14 protein-coding genes are annotated in these 19,865 nt (G+C 46.4%); 13 read left to right on the plus strand and 1 reads right to left on the minus strand.

Annotated elements, in window-relative coordinates; translation table 11 throughout:
- Nucleotides 1–129: 129 nt before the first annotated feature.
- Nucleotides 130–675, plus strand: coding sequence for a hypothetical protein (locus UNH61_RS04635; protein WP_326990952.1), 546 nt, complete (start codon nucleotides 130–132; stop codon nucleotides 673–675).
- Between the two features lie 98 nt (nucleotides 676–773).
- On the opposite strand, the gene UNH61_RS04640 is transcribed toward UNH61_RS04635, so the two are convergent.
- Nucleotides 774–1,286 carry a hypothetical protein gene (locus UNH61_RS04640; RefSeq protein WP_326990953.1) on the minus strand — a complete coding sequence of 171 codons (513 nt, stop codon included), beginning with the start codon at nucleotides 1,284–1,286 and terminating at the stop codon, nucleotides 774–776.
- A gap of 124 nt (nucleotides 1,287–1,410) precedes the next feature.
- On the opposite strand from UNH61_RS04640, the gene UNH61_RS04645 reads away from it, so the two are divergent.
- The 12 genes from UNH61_RS04645 to UNH61_RS04700 all read left to right on the plus strand — a co-directional run bounded on the left by UNH61_RS04645 (nucleotide 1,411) and on the right by UNH61_RS04700 (nucleotide 19,861).
- Nucleotides 1,411–1,896 (plus strand): YdcF family protein, encoded by a 486-nt coding sequence (locus UNH61_RS04645; protein WP_326990954.1) that lies wholly within the window; start codon nucleotides 1,411–1,413, stop codon nucleotides 1,894–1,896.
- A 139-nt stretch (nucleotides 1,897–2,035) separates the two neighbouring features.
- Nucleotides 2,036–2,584, plus strand: a complete 549-nt coding sequence (locus tag UNH61_RS04650; RefSeq protein ID WP_326990955.1) for an RNA polymerase sigma-70 factor — start codon at nucleotides 2,036–2,038, stop codon at nucleotides 2,582–2,584.
- A gap of 52 nt (nucleotides 2,585–2,636) precedes the next feature.
- Nucleotides 2,637–3,767: a FecR domain-containing protein gene (locus UNH61_RS04655; RefSeq protein WP_326990956.1), complete on the plus strand. Its 1,131-nt coding sequence runs from the start codon at nucleotides 2,637–2,639 to the stop codon at nucleotides 3,765–3,767.
- Between the two features lie 118 nt (nucleotides 3,768–3,885).
- Nucleotides 3,886–7,494 (plus strand): SusC/RagA family TonB-linked outer membrane protein, encoded by a 3,609-nt coding sequence (locus UNH61_RS04660; RefSeq protein WP_326990957.1) that lies wholly within the window; start codon nucleotides 3,886–3,888, stop codon nucleotides 7,492–7,494.
- A 23-nt stretch (nucleotides 7,495–7,517) separates the two neighbouring features.
- Nucleotides 7,518–9,017, plus strand: coding sequence for a RagB/SusD family nutrient uptake outer membrane protein (locus tag UNH61_RS04665; RefSeq protein WP_326990958.1), 1,500 nt, complete (start codon nucleotides 7,518–7,520; stop codon nucleotides 9,015–9,017).
- 36 nt (nucleotides 9,018–9,053) lie between these two features.
- Nucleotides 9,054–9,920 (plus strand): hypothetical protein, encoded by an 867-nt coding sequence (locus UNH61_RS04670; RefSeq protein ID WP_326990959.1) that lies wholly within the window; start codon nucleotides 9,054–9,056, stop codon nucleotides 9,918–9,920.
- An 18-nt stretch (nucleotides 9,921–9,938) separates the two neighbouring features.
- Nucleotides 9,939–11,873 carry a M1 family aminopeptidase gene (locus UNH61_RS04675; RefSeq protein ID WP_326990960.1) on the plus strand — a complete coding sequence of 645 codons (1,935 nt, stop codon included), beginning with the start codon at nucleotides 9,939–9,941 and terminating at the stop codon, nucleotides 11,871–11,873.
- A 193-nt stretch (nucleotides 11,874–12,066) separates the two neighbouring features.
- Complete coding sequence (locus UNH61_RS04680) at nucleotides 12,067–14,187, plus strand: carboxy terminal-processing peptidase (protein ID WP_326990961.1); 2,121 nt, start codon at nucleotides 12,067–12,069, stop codon at nucleotides 14,185–14,187.
- A 62-nt stretch (nucleotides 14,188–14,249) separates the two neighbouring features.
- Complete coding sequence (locus UNH61_RS04685; protein WP_326990962.1) at nucleotides 14,250–15,419, plus strand: TlpA disulfide reductase family protein; 1,170 nt, start codon at nucleotides 14,250–14,252, stop codon at nucleotides 15,417–15,419.
- 77 nt (nucleotides 15,420–15,496) lie between these two features.
- Nucleotides 15,497–16,483: a TlpA disulfide reductase family protein gene (locus tag UNH61_RS04690; protein WP_326990963.1), complete on the plus strand. Its 987-nt coding sequence runs from the start codon at nucleotides 15,497–15,499 to the stop codon at nucleotides 16,481–16,483.
- 108 nt (nucleotides 16,484–16,591) lie between these two features.
- A complete protein-coding gene (locus UNH61_RS04695) occupies nucleotides 16,592–17,518 on the plus strand; it encodes an ABC transporter ATP-binding protein (protein ID WP_326990964.1) in 927 nt (308 codons plus the stop codon).
- Between the two features lie 9 nt (nucleotides 17,519–17,527).
- Nucleotides 17,528–19,861, plus strand: coding sequence for a Gldg family protein (locus tag UNH61_RS04700; protein WP_326990965.1), 2,334 nt, complete (start codon nucleotides 17,528–17,530; stop codon nucleotides 19,859–19,861).
- Nucleotides 19,862–19,865: the final 4 nt, after the last annotated feature.

The raw sequence follows: 19,865 nt of genomic DNA on the forward strand, positions 1-19,865 counted from the left end.
TGGGTTGGGAGAAACCGGGTTATGAACAACGTTTAACAAAAAACCGGTATCCGGCACCAAAGATAGTGCACAAATGTGTATATCGGGAAGAGGTATATTTTATTTATATTTAGGCAATACGACCATATAATGACCTCAAAAAAGAAGTATACGATAGCCTGGGTACTGATAATAGCAGCCATTTGCTGGATGGGGTGTTTTAGCCATTGGACGGAGAAGGAGCGAAGGGAGTTCCGTGAAAAATGTGACGCAACGGATAGTACAGACAATATCACTTTTCAAATGGTGGGTTTCAGTTATGAAGAGATAGAGCCTTTATTGATCAGGCATCTGAGGAATGGCAGCCAGGCAGATTCCTTTTACGTACATTTTTCCCGCTACAGGTATGATTCTGTCAGAAGTACTTACAGTGAAGCTACCGACACCCGGTTTTGTGTAAACGATACTTACCAGTTTGTTGTAAAAAATGCGCCGCCATTTGTGCTCGCAGATATGAAAATGGTGATGTGGGCGCAGTATACGATGGGGGGCGAAGGTTATGGTTGTGTAATGGGAGATTATACAATCAATGGGGTGAGATATCAGGATGCGAATCCTTCGTTTATAAAACCAGGGTTCCGGTATCCCTGGGAAAAGGCCGATAGTGCTGAAGTGGGAAAGAAAAATAAGAAATAGGAATCAGTTACCTGAATGAAATAAAATATGCCGGTGTTGTTGGCAACACCGGCATTATAAATTTAACCAATCTCATCAGCGATAATTACCTCTGCAGCTTAGTCATCCTCCCCATGCTTATGACCACGGCCATATCCATGACCATTGTCGTGCCCGTTTTCTTTCCAGTGGCCTTTTCCCTGATTATCATCGTTGCCACGGTTGTATTTGCGATAGCGTTCATCGCGGCTGTCGCGGATCAGATCCTGTTTGCCGTACCAGCCTTTATACCGGCCATATTCCCTGCGGTAGTAGTCGTCTCTCAGGTAAGGTCTTGATTCGTTGATCACTACCTTATATCCGCGGTAAAGGTCGTAGTTATAGCGGGGAGGCAGTGAAGGAGCGAATATCCAACGGTCGTCGTTGTAATAGATAAACTGACGTTGCGGAACAGAATAATAAGCATCAATGTCGGGCATATAGTAGTATTCGGCGTGGTCGTACCCAACAGGGCCCCACAAAGGCTGATTGCCAATATTCACATTCACATTAAGACGAACCTGGGCAGTGGTAGCCGGAGCGTAGTATAAACCGGCAATGAACAGAATGGCCACTAAGGTGATCTTTTTCATAATAGTATGGTTTATAATGGAGGGAATGCCAAATTAATGCCAGTTCGGTTGAACCAGTCAGAAAAAGTTACGTTAAATTTCAGCGGAATGCAGAAATTTAACAGATGTTAATAAAATATCGGCCATGAAAACGCTAATCCTATTGCTGGGCGCCCCTAATGATGAGCGGGGAGGGCTGAGCCAGATTGCTGTGGAACGGGGAGAATGTGCTTATCACTTATATGCAGCCAATGATAATGTGAATATATTATGCACTGGTGGTTTCGGGGAGCATTTCAATACCACTACCCGGCCACATGCCTTTTATGCCAAAGCTGCCCTGATGAAAAAAGGGGCCAGGGAAGAGGATTTTCTGCCGTTTGTGTTGTCGGCAAATACTTATGAAGATATTGAAAAAGCCAGGCCCGTTATTGAAAAAGCGCAACCCGATCTGCTCATAATAGTTACATCGGACTTCCACATGGAAAGGGTGAGGCTATTGCAGGAACGGATCCTTAACTATCCAAATGTACTTTTTGTACCTGCGCGTTCAGGCCTGCCTGCCGGAGAGATGGAGGGGTTGGTGGCACATGAGCAACGAGCCATAGAAAGAATTAAAAATTGGGAATGAAGAAAGAAGAAATAGCGCGAAGACCTTATCGAAATATAGTAAATCGATAAGGTCTTCGCGCTATTTCTTCTTTCTTCATTCCTAATTCTTAATTTTTATCTCTATTTTGTGCCTACTAATCACAGAGGCGCAGAAGTGAATGTATCAACCAGAATCAATTGATCCGGCTTCATTTGAGGGGCTATTCCGGCTTCACTATACATTTTTGTGCGCCACTGCCTACCATATGCTGGAGGATGAGGAGGCTGCCAAAGATGTAGTGCAGGACTTTTTTCTTTATTGCTGGGATAAACGCGAGGTGATCCGGATTACGCAGAACTTCAAGGGGTATGCTATCCGGGCCGTCCGGAATGCCTGTATTAATTACCTGAAAAGATCGGGCAAAACTTCTTTCGACGAGCCTGAAGTACTGGAGAACGCCGCGAAACAACCAGTAGAAGAAGATATGGAACAGACTTCCAACAGGGATGCCGCCTTATGGGCGGCTATTGAGCGTTTACCCGCCCAACGCCGGCATATATTCCTGCTGAGTAACCGGGATGGGTTTAAATACAAGGATATAGCCGATCAGTTAAATATCTCGATAAACACTGTTAAAACACAGATCAAATTGGCTTACCAATATCTCCGAAAGGAATGCGAATGGATGATAAAACTTATCTGCATCCTGTTTTTTTTAAAAAAATAATCACCGGCCTTCACCCTTTTTTAAAACTTGATTGCCTTTAATACGGATAATTATGGACACATCAGATAAGGAAATAAACTGGGATAAGCTGCTGGCTGCATTGGATGGCACTAACAGAGAGCCGTTGAATGCAGAGGAGAAAGCCATGTTAGAGATGGCGCAGGAGGTACAGGGTAAGCTCAATGTATATGACAGATTTCCTGTGGATGAAGGCTGGCAGCGTTTCAATGATGCCCGCGAAGCCCGCAGGCCTAAGATAGTGTGGTGGCGGTCGGCCTGGAAAACAGGAGTTGCTGCAGCAGTATTGCTCGGCATCGTAGTTACTGCCGGCTTCTGGCTTCGGAAACAGTCGGCGCATCAGCCGCAGGCAGTTGCCAAAGCAGATCTGAAACCCTCTCACCAGGTACAGCTGCTATCTGCCGGGAAGGTAATTACGCTGGACAGCGTACCGCAAACCCTGCAATACAGCAACGGTGTAAAAGTACAGGCTAATGCCAACAGCGTCGTTTACCAGCAGGAAAATGAAGCAGCGTCGGTAAAAACCCTGGATACATTAGTAGTGCCCCGGGGAAATAAGATCAGGATTGCATTGGCAGACGGTACAGGGGTATGGGTGAATGCTGCAACAAAACTGATATACCCTACCATTTTCGATGGCAGCAAGCGGGAAGTATGGTTACAGGGAGAAGCTTTTTTTGAAGTGGCAGCTAATCAGCACCAGCCATTTATAGTGCATACCGCCGGGGGGATGAATGTAAAGGTGCTGGGTACAACATTTAATATAAATACCTATAACACAACGGATATTCAAACAACACTGGCATCGGGCAAGGTAAGCGTTGGAGCAACCACCAGCGATATTATATTATCTCCCGGGGAGCAGGCGATTTACAACGAACAAAATGGGGCTTTAAGAAAGCAACAGGCGGATATCGGGATCGTTACCGCCTGGAAGGATAACAATATCTATTTCGAGGAAACGCCCCTACTGGAAATTACGAATAGCCTTGGCCGTAGTTTCGACTATGATTTTAAATTCGAAGATACTTTGTTAGAAAAACTGAGCTTTACACTGATGATGCAAAAACCAGCCGATTTGCAGGGCGTACTCAACCAGATCCACCTCTCAGCAGGAAATATAACGTTCCGCGTGCAGGGCAGAACGGTGTATATAAGCCGGTAACAGGTAACAGGGACAAGAAAAATAACGTATGTAGAAATGTTGCTGCTGAAGACACTGCAGATGCTTCAGTAGCTATGTGCAGCCATATGCGCTGCTTTAACTTTAATATCAAACCAAAATGAAAAAACTGTTGGGCTTCTCTTCCACCAGGAAGATGTTGCAGGGCTTTGCCATGCGCTTATCGGGACTCTTCTTTTTATTGTTGATAGTATCTGCAGTCACCGCCCAGAACCGGGAGGTGCTGAACAAGCAGGTATCCTATCATGCAGAAAAACTGCCTTTACTGAAGGTGTTGAAAGAGATCCATGCTTTGACGGATGTTCGGTTTACGTACAATGCCGACATCGTTCGTAAACAACCGGCCGTTACTGTGAGCGTCAAAGCTGCCACACTGGGGGAACTGCTAAGACAGGTATTGGTCAATACAAACCTTGCTTTTGACGTGGATATGGGAGGAATTGTGATTTACCCGGCAAGCGGATATCCGCAAACCGATAATACCGTTGCACTACAGGTGTTCGGACAGGTAGTAGTGAATGGCAAGGCTGAGCCCCTGCAGGGAGCTACCATTCAGGTAATGAGCACTAATATTGGTACAGTTACCGCAAAAGATGGTATGTTTTCCCTGCTGGCGAAAGAGAATGATCAGCTGCGTATTTCACAGCTGGGGATGAAAACTGTAATTTATACGGTAAAGAGGCATGATGGAAATGCGATTATCATCAAAATGGATACGGTACCCCAGGCTATCCAGGAGGTAGTGGTGAACGGGTATCAGAAGATTGATGCAAAAATGGCCACTGCAGCCATTTTTAAACTCTCCGGGGAAAGAGCCATTGAACCAGGTATGGCTTCGATAGATCAGATGTTGCAGGGAAAGGTGCCCGGGCTGATGCTTATCAATACATCCGGCGGTGTGAATGCCCGGCCTACCATCCGTATGAGAGGTACCTCTACTTTTGTGGGGAACGCCAGCCCCCTGTGGGTGATCGATAATGTTGTACGCCCTGATCCCGTGGATATTTCGGCTACTCAATTAAATACTGCTATTACTGACGGACAAAACGGAAATTATTCCCTGATAGGAAGTGCGGTGAGTGGACTTAACCCCTATGATATTGAAAGCATTACTTTTCTGAAAGATGCCGCCGCCACTGCTATTTATGGGACACGGGCTGCCAACGGAGTAATCGTGGTAACTACTAAGAAAGGAAAAGCCGGTCCTATGAGACTGTCTTATAACACAGATCTTTCTTTCCAGCAACGACCATCATACAATAACCTCCATCTGATGAATTCCCTCCAAAGAGTGACGCTTTCCAGGCAACTGGTGGAAGACGGCACTATCTTCAATGGAAACTACAACGGTTTCAGGGAGAATATTTCCTATGAAGGTCTCGTACAGGCGCTGTATGCCAGAAGAATATCAGAACCGGAATTCAGAACTGCCGTGGCAAAACTGGAAACAAATAATGTGGATTGGTTCAAAGTACTGTTTAGAAATGCCTTCAGTATGACTCACTCTGTTAACATGAGTGGTGGAGCCGGAAAAACTACTTATTACGGTTCTGTTAGTTATTCTGACAACTGGGGCGCTGCACAAAAAGATGGACAAAAAAGATATACTGCCGACCTGTCGGTACACAATGAGACTACTTCGAGGTTATCGGTCGACTTCCAGTTGATGGGTAACTATTCCAAAACCATGGGTTATCATCCTTCTATTTCTCCCTTGTCATATGCCCTGAAAACTAACCGGGCAATCCCTTCAGATGCTTTCTATCCAAAATCACTTTCAAATGCCCTGGGCGGTTTGCCGATACCTCCTCCGCTGACATTCAACATGCTGAATGATATCAACCAAACGGAGAACAATGCCAGCACCCGCTCGGTCATGGCGAGTTTAATATTGAATTACAGACTCGGAAAAGGACTGGTTCTGAGAAATACTTCAAGTGCAGTAATGGATGCCGCAGATCAGATGTCTGCCGCTTATGATAAGAGTTTTTATGTTACCGGTATCAGAAATTGGAATATCGATTTTTTACCTACTGACGGACAGTTGGCATTGTCGAGATTACCTTACGGCGGTATGGCCACCCTGTCAAATATGAATTCCCTGAGTGTGGAAACCCGTACTGATATTACTTACAACAAGGATTTTTTTAAAGGAAGGGATCAGTTTATACTAACTGCCGGAAATGTGATCTCTTCCCAGCAGATAAAAGGTGTTGAATCTACTCAACCTGGTTACTTCCCTGACAGAGGCCAGCAGTTCTTTGCCAACGCAACATCGAAAAGCCTTCTCAGCAAATATCAGCTCACCGATAAAGTGAATAATGTTGTGTCGATGTATGGGAGTGCTATATATAGCATGAATAACAAATACGTACTGACTGGTACTATTCGTACTGATGGTTCAAATCGTTTCGGACAATACTCCAATGCCAAGTTCTTACCCAACTACGGCCTGTCGGGTAAATGGGTAATAGGAAATGAGCCCTGGCTTCAGAAGAGCCGTTTTGTTACAGGTCTGGACCTGAGAGCCTCTTTCGGAACCCAGGGGAACGTAGTGCAGGCGGTAGGTCCAGAGTTGATCGCCAGCTATGATCGGTCCGATCAGCCGGATCCTGTTACCGGTGTTCCGTTCCTGGGCATCAAGAGTTTACCCTATCCTGAATTAAGATGGGAAAAAACCTATCAATGGAATTTCGGAACCGACTTCGCACTGTTCGATAAAAGAGTAGAAGTGAACCTCGATTATTATCTCAAAAAGAGTGTTGACCTGCTCACCAATAAACCTATCGCTTATGAATACGGAATGGATATGATGTATGAAAATGCGGGCGTAGCCTATAATAGTGGACTGGAGCTGGTACTGAACGTAGTGGCGTTACAGCGGAAAAACACCCGTCTCTCGTTCAGGTTCATGAATTTCTGGAACAAGAACGAGGTAAGCAAAACTTACTCCAGGAACGACTATATGGCCTATCTCAATGGTACCGCGTTGATTCCCGGCCGGGCGAGAACATCCTTCTATTCATATTCCTACAAAGGCCTCAATCCGGAAAACGGGTTGCCTATGTTCAACAACGTGGATGCTAAAGTTACTACAAACGATCCCGCCAATATCCTCGTTTATTCAGGGCAGTTATACCCGAAATTGAACGGCAGCTTTTCGACAGAATTCAGCTACAAAAACTTCTCCATATCCGGTGATTTCTTCTATGCACTGGGTGGGCACAAACGTCTTAATCCTATGTTCAATATGAGTGCAAGCGGATCCGGCGTGCCTAATCCTTTCGAGAATGTAAACCGGGATCTGGCGCAACGCTGGCGTAAACCGGGAGATGAGAAAACAACGAATATCCCATCTATTCGCGACAATAACGAGGCCGACAAGATACACCTTCCTATTTCCGATATAGAAAACATGGTGTCGTTCTCGCCCGTTGTCATTCCTTATGAGGCGTATGATATGTCTAGTTTAAGGGTAGTTGATGGTAGTTTCCTCCGTTGCAAGAATGTCAGGCTGAATTATTCGGTGCCAGCTGCCTTTGTCAGCCGTGCAGGAATAAGAGGACTGAGACTGGGGTGTTTTGTAAGAAACCCGTTCACTATTGCCAGCAAAGCATTGCAGGGGCAGGATCCGGAAATAGACGGTGTTGGTACCACAGCGCTGCCGGTTACCAGGCAATATGGACTCAGTATAGGTGTAAATCTTTAAACCAATACCTTAAAAATTATTGTATGAAAAGAATTGCTATAATAACTATCTGTGTGCTGGGTTTGGTTTCATGTAAGAAATTTCTGGCAGAAAGATCGCAGTCGGATGTAATACCAAGAAGTACCAAAGATTTCGGTGAGATACTGTATTCCAACGGTTACCCTACGGTAAGCACGCTGATGCAGCCTTATATTACGCTCATGGATGACGATGTTCAGAGTTATAACGGTAACTCGCTGATAGATATACAGCCGGCTGTAACGCACAATGCCGGCGCTTATCAGTGGCAACCCGATTTTATAGATGTTTGTAAAGCTGCGGGGAGTTCTACAACCGAAAGTTTTAATTCCTGGACGGTTTATTACCAGCTGATATTGGGAACTAATGTGGCATTGCAATACCTGGACGGATCAGACGGGAGTACCGCGGAAAAGAATATGTACAAAGGAGAAGCCTATGCCTTGCGGGCATTCTATTATTTTATGCTGGTGAATTTATATGGCAAACCCTATAATGATTCCAGCACTACGCCCGATAAATCGCCGGGTGTGCCCCTGATGCTTTCCGCTAACCTGTCGGAAGCCCTGCCGGCAAGAAACTCCGTGAAAGAAGTGTACGACCGTGTGGTAAAAGACCTCGACAGCGCCATGATATTGCTGGATCAGGTAAAGATCAATCGTCCGAGTTACCGGATTTCCAATGTGGCAGCACACTTGCTGGCAAGCAGGATATACCTGCATATGGAACAATGGAATAAGGTTATTGAACATGCCGATTATGTGCTCTCCTACCATCCCCAATTGATGGATCTGAATACCTGGGGAGATCCTGATCCGGTCAACAAACGTATCATCGGCGCGGGAAACGTGGAAACCATCTGGTATTATGGTAGCAACGATGAAGGATTCACCGAGGGAATGAATACGGCCTACGACATTTCCGGAAGTCTTGCTGCCTGTTTTGATTCCACCGATGCGCGGACAAAAGTTTACTTTCAGGAAACGTTGCCTTTTCTGAAGCAATATACTCCCTGCGATTATGGCAGCCAGAAATCATGGGGCTCCAGCGGCGATGCCACGCATACGAACATGGGTTCCAGCTGGAGGAGCTCAGAGGCCTATCTGAACCGCGCGGAAGCATATATACAACTGTATAAAACCAAAGGAGATGTGAGCGCTGCAACCGAAGCGCTGAAAAGCCTTAACACGCTCCGTGCAAAACGTATCGATCCCGCCAGCTTTGCCAACTGGGGCGTACGTCCGCCGGATGAACTGCTCCAGATGTGCCGTACGGAACGCAGGCGGGAGCTCTTCCGGGAATGCACGCACCGCTGGTTTGATCTCAGAAGATATGGTATGCCATCCATCACACATATTTATGCACCTACTCCTACTACCAGGGTTATTTATAAACTTGCCGCCAGGGATCCTCAGTACGTGATTCCGATTCCGAACAAAATATTAATCAGAAATACCGCGTTGATGCAAAACCTGCAGTTAACAGGCCCACGCCAGGGACAATAGGTATTTTAAATTCTCTTATCTATTAATCCGTATTTTATGCATCATTCGCTGGTTCGCGCTATAAAAAGCAGCCTTTTGCTGCTGACACTATGGGGAGTGGTATCCTGCAGCAAAGAGAAAAAGCTCACCCCGGATACTTCGCCTGCTTTTTATTCCCTGCCACAGGGGAATCATTCCTATGATGATTCTATCGTGGCTTTCAATAAAAAATATGGCACTTACATATTATACAGGTTTTCCCGGCAGGACTTTGCCTACAACCTGACCGGCTATCTCCCGGCAGTGGCGGGGAACGGGAATGAAGCTTATGTGCAGAATACCCTGAACTTTTTCAGAACACAATGCCTGGATTTTTACCCGGAAAGCTTTTTGAAGCAGACAATGCCGTTTAAGATCATATTGGCATCTTACATCGACACTATCAAGCAGTACGCAGGGTATCCGCCAGATACATTGAGATCCATCACCGGGTTTATACCCAGTATAAATATGCTGGCCATTGGGTGGACAGACAGTACGCTGTTGAAAAAAACGCCTGAACAGCTCCGTCGTATCAAAGGATATATGCACCGTTGTTATTTTGAACAGTGTTTGCTGAGCGGTGCATTGGAAGTGCCGACGGAATTTATAAAACTGGCGCCGAAATCCTATACTTCCATTGGTGGTTATCAGCCACAGGATGGAATGATAGAGGGCTATCCTGAAAACGGCGCTAGTCTTGCATGGGACTTCCTCGGCTATATAAACGCTATTACCAGCCACACGAAGGCCGAACTGGATGCCACCATCCTGAGCCCCTCCGTGGATGTGAATGGAATAATCCAGCAGAAGTATGACGCGTTGATATTGTATTATAAAACACAGTATGGCGTTGATCTGCAGGCGATCGGTGATCATCCGTGATGAGCAGTTTTTATGGTAATGAATCTACGGAATTATATTTCAGCGAAACTATTGTTGCTCACAGGATGCATCGTTCTGCCATATATCAACAGTGATGCACAATCCGTGTATAATCCGCTGGAAGCTTTTAGCCCGGCTGAGAAACAACCGGCCACGGCTACACGAGCGGCGGATGGCCGCCCTGGATCAGGATACTGGCAGAACCGGGCCGATTATAATGTACAGGTATCATTTGATACCCTCACACGTACTATACAAGGAGCAGTAGCAATAACTTACACCAATAACAGCACACAGGCATTGACCTACATCTGGCTGGTGTCGGGGCAGAACAGGTTCAGGAAAGATTCCCGCGCGGCATTGCTGACGCCCGCAAAGGGAAACAGGTTTGGTGTACAGGAGTATACTGCCGGTTGTAAGATAGAAAGCCTGGAAGTGGGTGCTACAAAACGAACCTTGCAGCAGGCAGCTTACCAGGAAACTGATATCTACACCAAAGTGCTGTTGCCCATACCTTTACTTCCCGGCCGTAAAACATTGATCAGGCTGACTTACCATTTTCAGTTGCCTTACAATGGTTCGGATTATATGGGAATCCAACCTACACCACATGGCGCTGTTTACCAGCTGGGTTCCATGTTTCCCCGTGTTGTCGTTTACGATGATATACAGGGATGGAACGTAGCCGGCAGCGGCTATTTCGTGGAGCCAGGCTCCCTCGGCATCAGCATCACTGTGCCCGCCGGTTTGATCGTGCAGGGTACAGGAGAATTGAAGAATCCGGAAGAAGTATTGTCGCCGGCGCAACTGCAACGCTACCGCGCAGCCTGGAAAAGTGATTCCGTTATCACCATCCGATCAGCCGCCGACATAGCGTACAGTAATAAACAGTCACAAGGCGGAACCCGTACCTGGCGCTTCGCCGCCGATAATGCAGGTGATGGTATATGGGGCATATCTTCATCATTTGTTTGGGATGCAGTAAGAGCAAATCTGCCGAATGGCCGTGTCACACTGGCAATGGCGCTGTATCCACCCGAAAGCAACACCGAATGGAAACAGATCACCGGGCAGATGAAAACCATACTGGAAACCTACTCCGGTAGGTGGACGCCCTATGCTTACACCACCGCCGTGAACATCGCAGGCTCCATCACCGGCGTGGCTGCTCCGGGAGTTACAGTGATCGACTATCAGAAAAGCAGTCGCTGGAACAGGACCTGGACTAAAACCAATCACGAAATAGGTCATAGCTGGTTCAATATGATGGTACCAGCCGATAGTAAATACGGCTGGATGTGCGAAGGGCTGAATACTTTTATCAATCTTATTAACTGCGATACGCTCCGCGGCGAGCCGCCATTTACCCTGCCCGATGCAACGAGGCGCTTAGCTGTTAATGTCGGGATCCCGGCGCTCAATACGCCGGCGCCGGCTGTACGAACAGGCATCATGGCCATGGTCATGTATATCAAGCCAGCCCTGGCACTCACGCTTTTGAGGGATAAGGTGATTGGCAGAGAAAAATTTGACCCCGCATTCAGGCGCTTCATTTCCGAATGGACCTTTAAACATCCTGCTCCGGAGGATTTTTTCAGGATGATGGAGAACGAAACAGGGGAAGACCTGCAGTGGTTCTGGCGCAGTTGGTTCCTGAACGACTGGAAGCTGGATCAGGGAATAACAGATGTGGTATATGTAAATAATGATCCTGCACAAGGCGCCAATATTACTATCGTTAACCGCGGTAAAATGGTGATGCCGGTGGATGTAGCTATCCGCGAAGCTGGCGGTAAACCGGCGATAGTCCGCTTTCCTGCACAGGTATGGCAACAGGATTCCGTTCATACTTTTCATTACGCTTCCACAACGCCACTGGAAGAAGTGATACTGGATCCGGGAAATGAATTGCCTGATACCGACAGAAGTAATAATGCCTGGAAAAAGCGGTGACGTCTTCCAAAATTTTTTAAATACCATCGTAATTAGCCCCCGAAATATACCTCCTTCACAGGAGGTTTTTTTATTACTGAATATTCCAATCACGCAGCGTTATTTTTTTCTTAATTCAGTTCACCCTTTTCCCCGTATTTATTGCCTCTTATAGGTACCGCCTGATTCAATTGTTTACACTAACAACTATAACATGAAAATACGCTTGCGAAAGCAACATCTTCTTTCCTGCATGGCCTTTACACTGACAGGATTCAGTGCAATGGCACAGTCGGCTGTAACCAGCAATCAACAAGCCTACCGCAGTGGCGTTATCAATGCAACATTCAAAAAAATCAAGAAGGATCATTTTGATCCCAGGCCAATTGATGATAAATACTCGATGGCTGTCTGGGACAAGTTTATCCAGGCACTTGATGGTAATAAAAATATTTTTTTACAGGAAGATATTAAGAGGCTGTCTGCTTTTAAAAATCAGATTGATGATGAGGTGAATACAGGATCATCGGCTTTTTTTGATACCACATTTGCCATTTACAGCCAGCGGGTAAAAGAAGCAGAAGAGATGTGTATGAAGATATTGAGCGCTCCGATGGATCTGAGCAGGAAGGAGTCTGTAATGGTTGACCGGAAAAACCAGCCGGCTCCTGCTGATAAGGCCGCACGGGAAGATCTCTGGCGAAAATTACTGAAAGCATATACACTTCGCCGTTATATGGATATGGAGGCTGCTGAGCCTGTTACTGCGCACGCACGCAAAGGCGTTGATGCAAGACTGGAGCAGGCCGCCCGCGGAAAGGTAAAGAAGTGGTGCGGACAGTTTTTCCGGCAGGCGAATGCTAAAGACGCTATCAGCCAGAAGTTTGCACTGTACATGGCAGTAGCTGTAATGGAAATAGATCCGCATACTGCTTACACTGCGCCGGAAGACAGATCATTCAATGAAATGATCACTAAACGGTATTATGGTCTGGGGATTGAACTGGGAGAGAAAGATGCTGATTTCTTTGTAAAAAGACTATTACCAGGTGGCACAGCTTACAGAAGTGGAAAGATAAAGGAGAATGATAACATCCTTGCCATTGTGGATACCAAAGGTGAATTACAGGATGTGAGTGGATGGGAGCAATACCAGGTAGCTACATTGCTGAGAGGAGAAAAAGGTACATCGGTAACGTTGAAGCTTCAACAACCGGGCGCACAACCCAGAACAGAGACCATAGAAAGGGGAGAGATCATTGATTCGGAAAGCAAAATAAAAAGTGCGCTGATAGAAAAAGATGGGAAGAAATTCGGTTACATCTACCTGCCAGACTTTTATCTGGACGCCAGCGGGTTTGGACTCCAGGGAGCAGGAGCAGATATGATTAATGAAGTGGCAAAACTACAGGAGAATGAGGTAGCAGGTATTATCATCGATCTCCGGGGAAATGGTGGCGGATCGCTGGATGAAGCAGTGAAAATGGATGCTTGTTTCATGCCGGCAGGACCTGTTACCTGGCTTAGGGGAAAAGACAGTTCGCGCGTTTATAATTCCGTTACGCTCAATAACCCTTACAATGGACCATTGGTACTGATGGTAGATGAAAACAGTGCTTCCGCATCAGAGATCTTTGCAGCTTCCCTGCAGGACCGTGGCCGCGCCATGATTGTGGGCACTACTTCCACATTCGGAAAAGGAACCGCACAAATGACCTACGCATTAGGTAAAATGGGAGATGCCAGTAAAGGAATCCCGGATACGGCTTATGGCTCCATGCGACTTACACAGAATAAATTCTACCGCGTTAACGGCACTTCAACTCAATTCAAAGGAGTATTGTCCGACATCGTATTGCAAGACCGGATGTCGCTGGAGTCGATCAGGGAAAAGGATTTTTCGTCTGCGTTGCCTTACGATACACTGGCGGTACCTTCCTTCCCTAAGCTGCCTTTAACATACGATTATCAGGCAGTGGTGCAGCATGCAAAAAACCGCATTGGCAACAATGCATCATTTGTTCAGGTGGCTGCAAATATGAAAAAGATTAAATCGCTCAACGAAGAACCAACACCGTTAAATATCGATGCCTACCGCAATAAATACCGGGAAATATCGGCCTGCGAGAAAGCCGTCAGGGATGGCCGGGAGCTGAAAGGAAACCGTGTGCTGAATGCAGAACAGGCATTTTTCCTGAGCATCAGTCCCGCTTCCCAGAAGGCTGCATTTACAGATAATGAACGCCGGAAGGAATGGTTGCAGAAACTCGGAAAAGATGTTTACCTGGATGAAACTGTATCTGTATTAGAGGATATGATATCCAATGCCCGTTGACAATCATACCAATCAATGCTGAGAACTAACTGTTTAAACTATATAAAAAAACGCGTCCAACTATGATGAAAAAATCTCTTGTATTTCTTTTTTGTGCCGGCAGCTTTGTGGCATCGGCTCAGCAAAAGAAGCAGCCAGCCGCCGCGCAGGGAGCTAAAGAGGTTGTTATTACAGCCAAAATAGATCACCTGCCTAATGATAGTATTGTATGGTTGATCGAACCTTATTCGAAAGAAGTTGACTCAGCGTATGTTAAAGACCATGGTTTTGAATTAAGGCATGCTATGCCCAAAGGAGGAAGCATATATATACTGCAGGTAGGTCATGAAATAAAGGAAGATGCAGCAACGCTGATTTACCTGGAAGAAGGAAAAGTAAACATAACCGGGAAAGGAACCGGGTTTAAGAATGCTGTTTTTTCCGGCCCGTCCTGGGTGGGAGAATGGCAGGAAGCGTTTAAAATGGTATCGGATACAGCGCTTAATGCGAAACTGATGGCATTGCAAACTAAATTTACGGAAGCGAAGCAGCTGGGAGATGAGGATGCTGTGGAAAAATATACCAAGGAATTTATGACACTGCAAACCGGCCAGCTGCAACTATACAGGGATTGGATGAAGAAGAATTCGAATTCAGGTGTAACAGGATACCTGTTGACCGTATTTATCCCGGATAATGAGAAACAGGCGCTTTATGAATCGCTCGGTGAACATGCCAAAGCATCGCGGATCCTGATGCGCTGGAAATACCCGGGTAAGATCGATCCGCAGCCCAAACCTGAGTTTACCATAGCTAATACGGCCTCTAACCGTCCGAAGATCGGTGAAGATGCACCTGCTATCAGCCTGCCGGACGTGAATGGTAAAATGGTGTCTCTTGCAGATTTTAAAGGAAAATATGTACTGGTTGATTTCTGGGCAAGCTGGTGTGGCCCCTGCAAAGGCCAGGAGCCTTTCCTGAAGGCAGCTCACGAGAAATACAAAGACAAGAATTTCGTAATGCTCGGCGCTTCCCTGGATTCCAAGAAAGACGCATGGCTGAAAGCGATCGAAAAAGATGAGCTGAACTGGCTGCACGTTTCCGGATTGAAAGGCTGGGAAGATGATGCTGCAAAAGCATACAGCATTACTGCCATCCCATCGAATGTATTGATTGGCCCTGATGGGAAAATCGTAGCAATGGACCTGTATAGCGAAAACCTGGATAAGAAACTCTCCGAGGTACTAAAATAAACTCCTTCTGTCAATCTATATGGTCAACCGTGTGGTAACCCCTGGTTGCCGCACGGTTTTGTTAAATATCAACCACGATGAAAAACGTATTAAGAATAGCCATATTCCTGTTGTTGCCGGCCTGCTGCTTCGCGGATCCCGGATTTATGATCAAAGGAAAAGTAAGCGGAATCATAAGCGGTTATGTTGCCATAAAAGAGATGTATCAATCACCCGCCGGCGAACCTGCACCAGTACTTCCTCCGAAGGTGCGTATTGAGAACGGTGAATTTGTTTTTTCCGGCAAGGTAGATCATCCCGTGATGGTAACGTTGAAAGTAAGCACCAGGGAGTTTTCTATCTACCTGGAAAATACGGCCTACACTGTTTCCGGCGACCTGAATACCCTGACAGGCGCTTCTTTCCGTGGAAGTGTATTAAACGATGAATTCCAGCAGTGCCTGGAAAGCCATACTGCGGGACCAGATTATATCAAGGCACATCCCGATAGTGAAATCTCCGCCTTTCTGGCACTCTTTGAATCAGCTCACTCATATAGCAAGTCTACAGCTGCTTATGATCAACTGGGCCCAAACGCCCGGAAAACATGGCCTGGCAGGGAGCTGGCATCAGTAATTGAGGTGTTCAAAAAAAGCGCCCCAGGTACAGTTTTCCCGGATCTAAAACTTACCGGTAAGAACGGAAAACCGTTTAGCATTAAAAACATGGCAGGCAAAATTGTAGTACTTGACTTCTGGGCGAGCTGGTGTGCTCCCTGCAGGGCTTATATTCCAACATTACGTGAGCACTATGAAAAGTATAAGGGCAAAGGTGTTGAATTCATCAGCGTATCTGTAGATGAGAGCAAGGAGAAATGGCAGGATGCACTGGCTGAACTCAGGATGGAATGGACGCAAATGCTGGCAGATGGCGCTTTTGAAAATGGAAAAGGAGTAAAGGAACTACTCAGCATCAATTCCATACCACATGTTATCGTCGTGAACAAAGATGGCAAAATTGCCGCTTCGCTGGATGCCTACCAGAAAAATGAACTTGAACCTACATTGGATAAGCTGACGAAATAACGCAGCGGCTTCACCCTTTTTGCCGGCTTCTTTGCCTTTAAAAAAGTATGTCTAAATGCTGATCCCGTCGGAATTTTCCAGTACGGTCAGCCTCCTGAAAATGTATTTATGAGCAGTATATTAAAAGTAGACCGGCTTTCTCACAGATATGGCGCGTCATGGGCCATTCGCGATGTCAATATCGAAATAAACCAGTCGGGCGTTGTGGGGCTTCTCGGCTCCAACGGCGCCGGTAAATCCACTACCATGAACATCATGTGTGGCGTATTGAACCAAACGGAAGGAAATGTTTATATCGATGGCATTGATGTCAGGGAAAATCCCGAAGCAGCAAAAAGGAAGATTGGCTTCCTCCCGCAGAACCCTCCGGTGTATACCGATCTGACGGTGGATGAATATCTCACCTATACCGCGGAACTGCGGTTAATGGAAAAAGATACGATCCGGAAAGCAGTAGAAGAAGTAAAAGAACGTTGTGGCATCGCCCACTACAGCTCCCGGCTCATCAAAAATCTCTCCGGCGGTTACCGCCAGCGTGTAGGTATTGCACAGGCGATTATCCACAAACCGAAGCTGGTGGTAATGGACGAGCCTACCAACGGACTTGATCCCAACCAGATCATCGAGGTGAGAAAACTGATCCGTGAAATCGCCAAAGAACGCACGATCCTGTTATCATCACACGTGCTTTCAGAAGTACATCTGCTATGCCGGGAAGTGATCATGATAGAAGGTGGTCGGGTGATCTTCTCCGATAGTATGGATGCTTTCAATAACTACGTACAGCCGCACAGCGTACTGGTGATGATGGAGAATCCGCCACCAGTGCCGGAAATGCATCGGATCAGCGGTGTTACGCGGGTAGAGCAGCTCAGCGACCGGCAGATGCGCCTCTACTTCGAAGGCGACCAGGATATCACTGAACGCATCATCACCACCAGTGTTGAACAAGGCTGGCGCTTACGGGAAATCAGTCTCGATAAGAGCCTGCTCGACGATATATTCAAGCAACTTTCTAATCAATCGCTCCAATAATTTCTATACATGAAGATGATATGTAAAATCGCAAAAACAGAGCTCAGGAACCTGTTCTATTCACCGGTAGCCTGGTTTTTGACAGTTGCGTTCCTGATACAATGTGCCGTTTTTTATTGTGGCGTATTGGTAAGTACAGCCAGATGGATGGATGTGGCGAAAGACAATATGCCGAAATTCAGAGGTTTCGGTGTGCCATTAACAAAGGGATTATTCCTGGCAGGAGACAGCATTTTTTCCAATGCGCTGCAGAACCTGTACCTGTTTGTACCATTACTAACGATGGGACTGATCAGCCGTGAAGTGAACAATGGCACTATTAAGCTTTTATATTCTTCCCCTGTTAGAACAAGGGATATTGTGCTGGGAAAATACCTGGCTATCATGCTGTATAATGTGTTGCTGGTAGCGATCGTAAGTGTATTCGTGATAATGGGTATCATGCATATCCAGGATGCAGATTATGGCTTGTTACTATCTGGTATACTGGGCTTTTACCTGCTGGTATGCGCCTTTACGGCCATTGGGTTGTTTATGTCGAGCCTCACCAATTACCAGATCGTATCTGCCATTGCCAGCTTTATCGTCATCTGGGTATTGGTCCGCATTGGTGGATTATGGCAGAAATACGACTTCGTCAGGGATCTTACTTATTTTCTTTCCCTGAATGGCCGGACCGCCAAAATGCTGGGTGGCCTTATTACATCAAAAGATGTGATCTATTTCGTGTTGATCATCGGCATGTTTATTTCCTTTACGATCATTAAGCTGAAATCCGGCCGGGAATCGAAACAACGATTGGTAAATGCGGCAAGGTATATTTCAATAATAGTGGTGGTATTGGCCGTCGGTTACTTTACTTCAAGGCCTGCACTTACGTTGTACTGGGATACTACTGCCAACAAGGAAAATACGCTGCATCCGGATGTACAGAAAATAGTGAAAGATATGAATGCGTCGCCGCTGGAAATAACGCTTTATACTAACCTGACAGGAGGAGGAGCGCCCCATGGGTTCCCGGAAAACCGTAACGAATATTTATCGACGGTATGGGAACGTTATCTGCGTTTCAAGCCCGATATCAAATTCAATTATGTTTATTTCTACGATACCGCCGACGGAGATAGCACCCTCTATAAAACTATGCCGGGAAAGAGTTTGCCGGAGATAGCCAAACAGGTGGCTAAAGGATTTGATCAGCCGTTGGAGAGGTTCATGCCACCGGCAGAAATAAGGAAGATCATCGATCTGAAAGAAGAAGGTTATCGCGTAGTAATGGAACTGAAGTATAATGGGCATCGCACATTTTTGCGGACCTATGATGACCCGAATTTCTGGCCGGAAGATAACAACATCGCACCCGCTTTAAAAAGATTGCAGCAGGCAAAGATGCCTAAGCTGTTGTTCCTCACCGGCGACCTGGAAAGGAGTATATTCAAGAAAGGAGAAAGGGAATACCAGAGGATGGTCAGCGACAAAGGTTCCCGTGGATCGCTGGTTAACCTGGGATTTGATGCTGATACTATTTCTGCCGGTACAGAAATTCCTGCGGATATCACCACGCTGATAGTGGCAGATCCTAAAACAGAGCTGACAGCAGCTACGCAGGACCAGATTGCCGCGTACCTGAATAAAGGTGGCAATATGATGGTAATGGGAGAAATAGGGAAGCAGCAGATACTCAACCCGGTGCTCCGGCACGTAGGTGCGCAGTTTGAAGAAGGCACGCTGGTAGAGGTATCAAAACATGAGAAACCTGACATGATAAAACCCTATACTACAAAGGAAATGTTAGGGCTGGCGAATGATGGAATTTCCAAGTCGTTTGCAGAGATGCAGGCAGGTGGCGATACGTTGGAGCTGATTCCGATGTCAGGAACTGTTTCCGTGACATATGCCGACACCAGTGGATTCAAAGGCACGGTACTACTCGCTACCAGGCCGGGCCGCGACTGGCTGCGGAAAGGCGCACTGGTAACAGATTCAGCTGCCCCGGTATTCACCCCGGCGTTAGGCGACAGCAAGGTTAATTCCTACGCCACCGCCATTTCACTGGCAAGAAAAGTAGGCGTGAAAGAACAGCGTATTATCGTTAGCGGTGATGCCGATTTCTTCAGTAGCTTACGCCAGGAATTCCTTGCCGTTGTTTTCGCACAGGAAATGTTCAGCTGGCTCTGTCATGGTGAGTTCCCGGTTTATGCACCACGGTCCCAGCCTAAGGATACTATACTCAAGGTGGGTCTTACTGGCGCTAATACGGTAAAACTTGTATTTGTGTGGATATTGCCGGCGGTAATTACACTCCTCGGTACTATATTACTGATCCGTCGTAAGCGACAATAAAATC

Source organism: Chitinophaga sp. 180180018-3, assembly GCF_037893185.1.
Lineage (GTDB): Bacteria > Bacteroidota > Bacteroidia > Chitinophagales > Chitinophagaceae > Chitinophaga.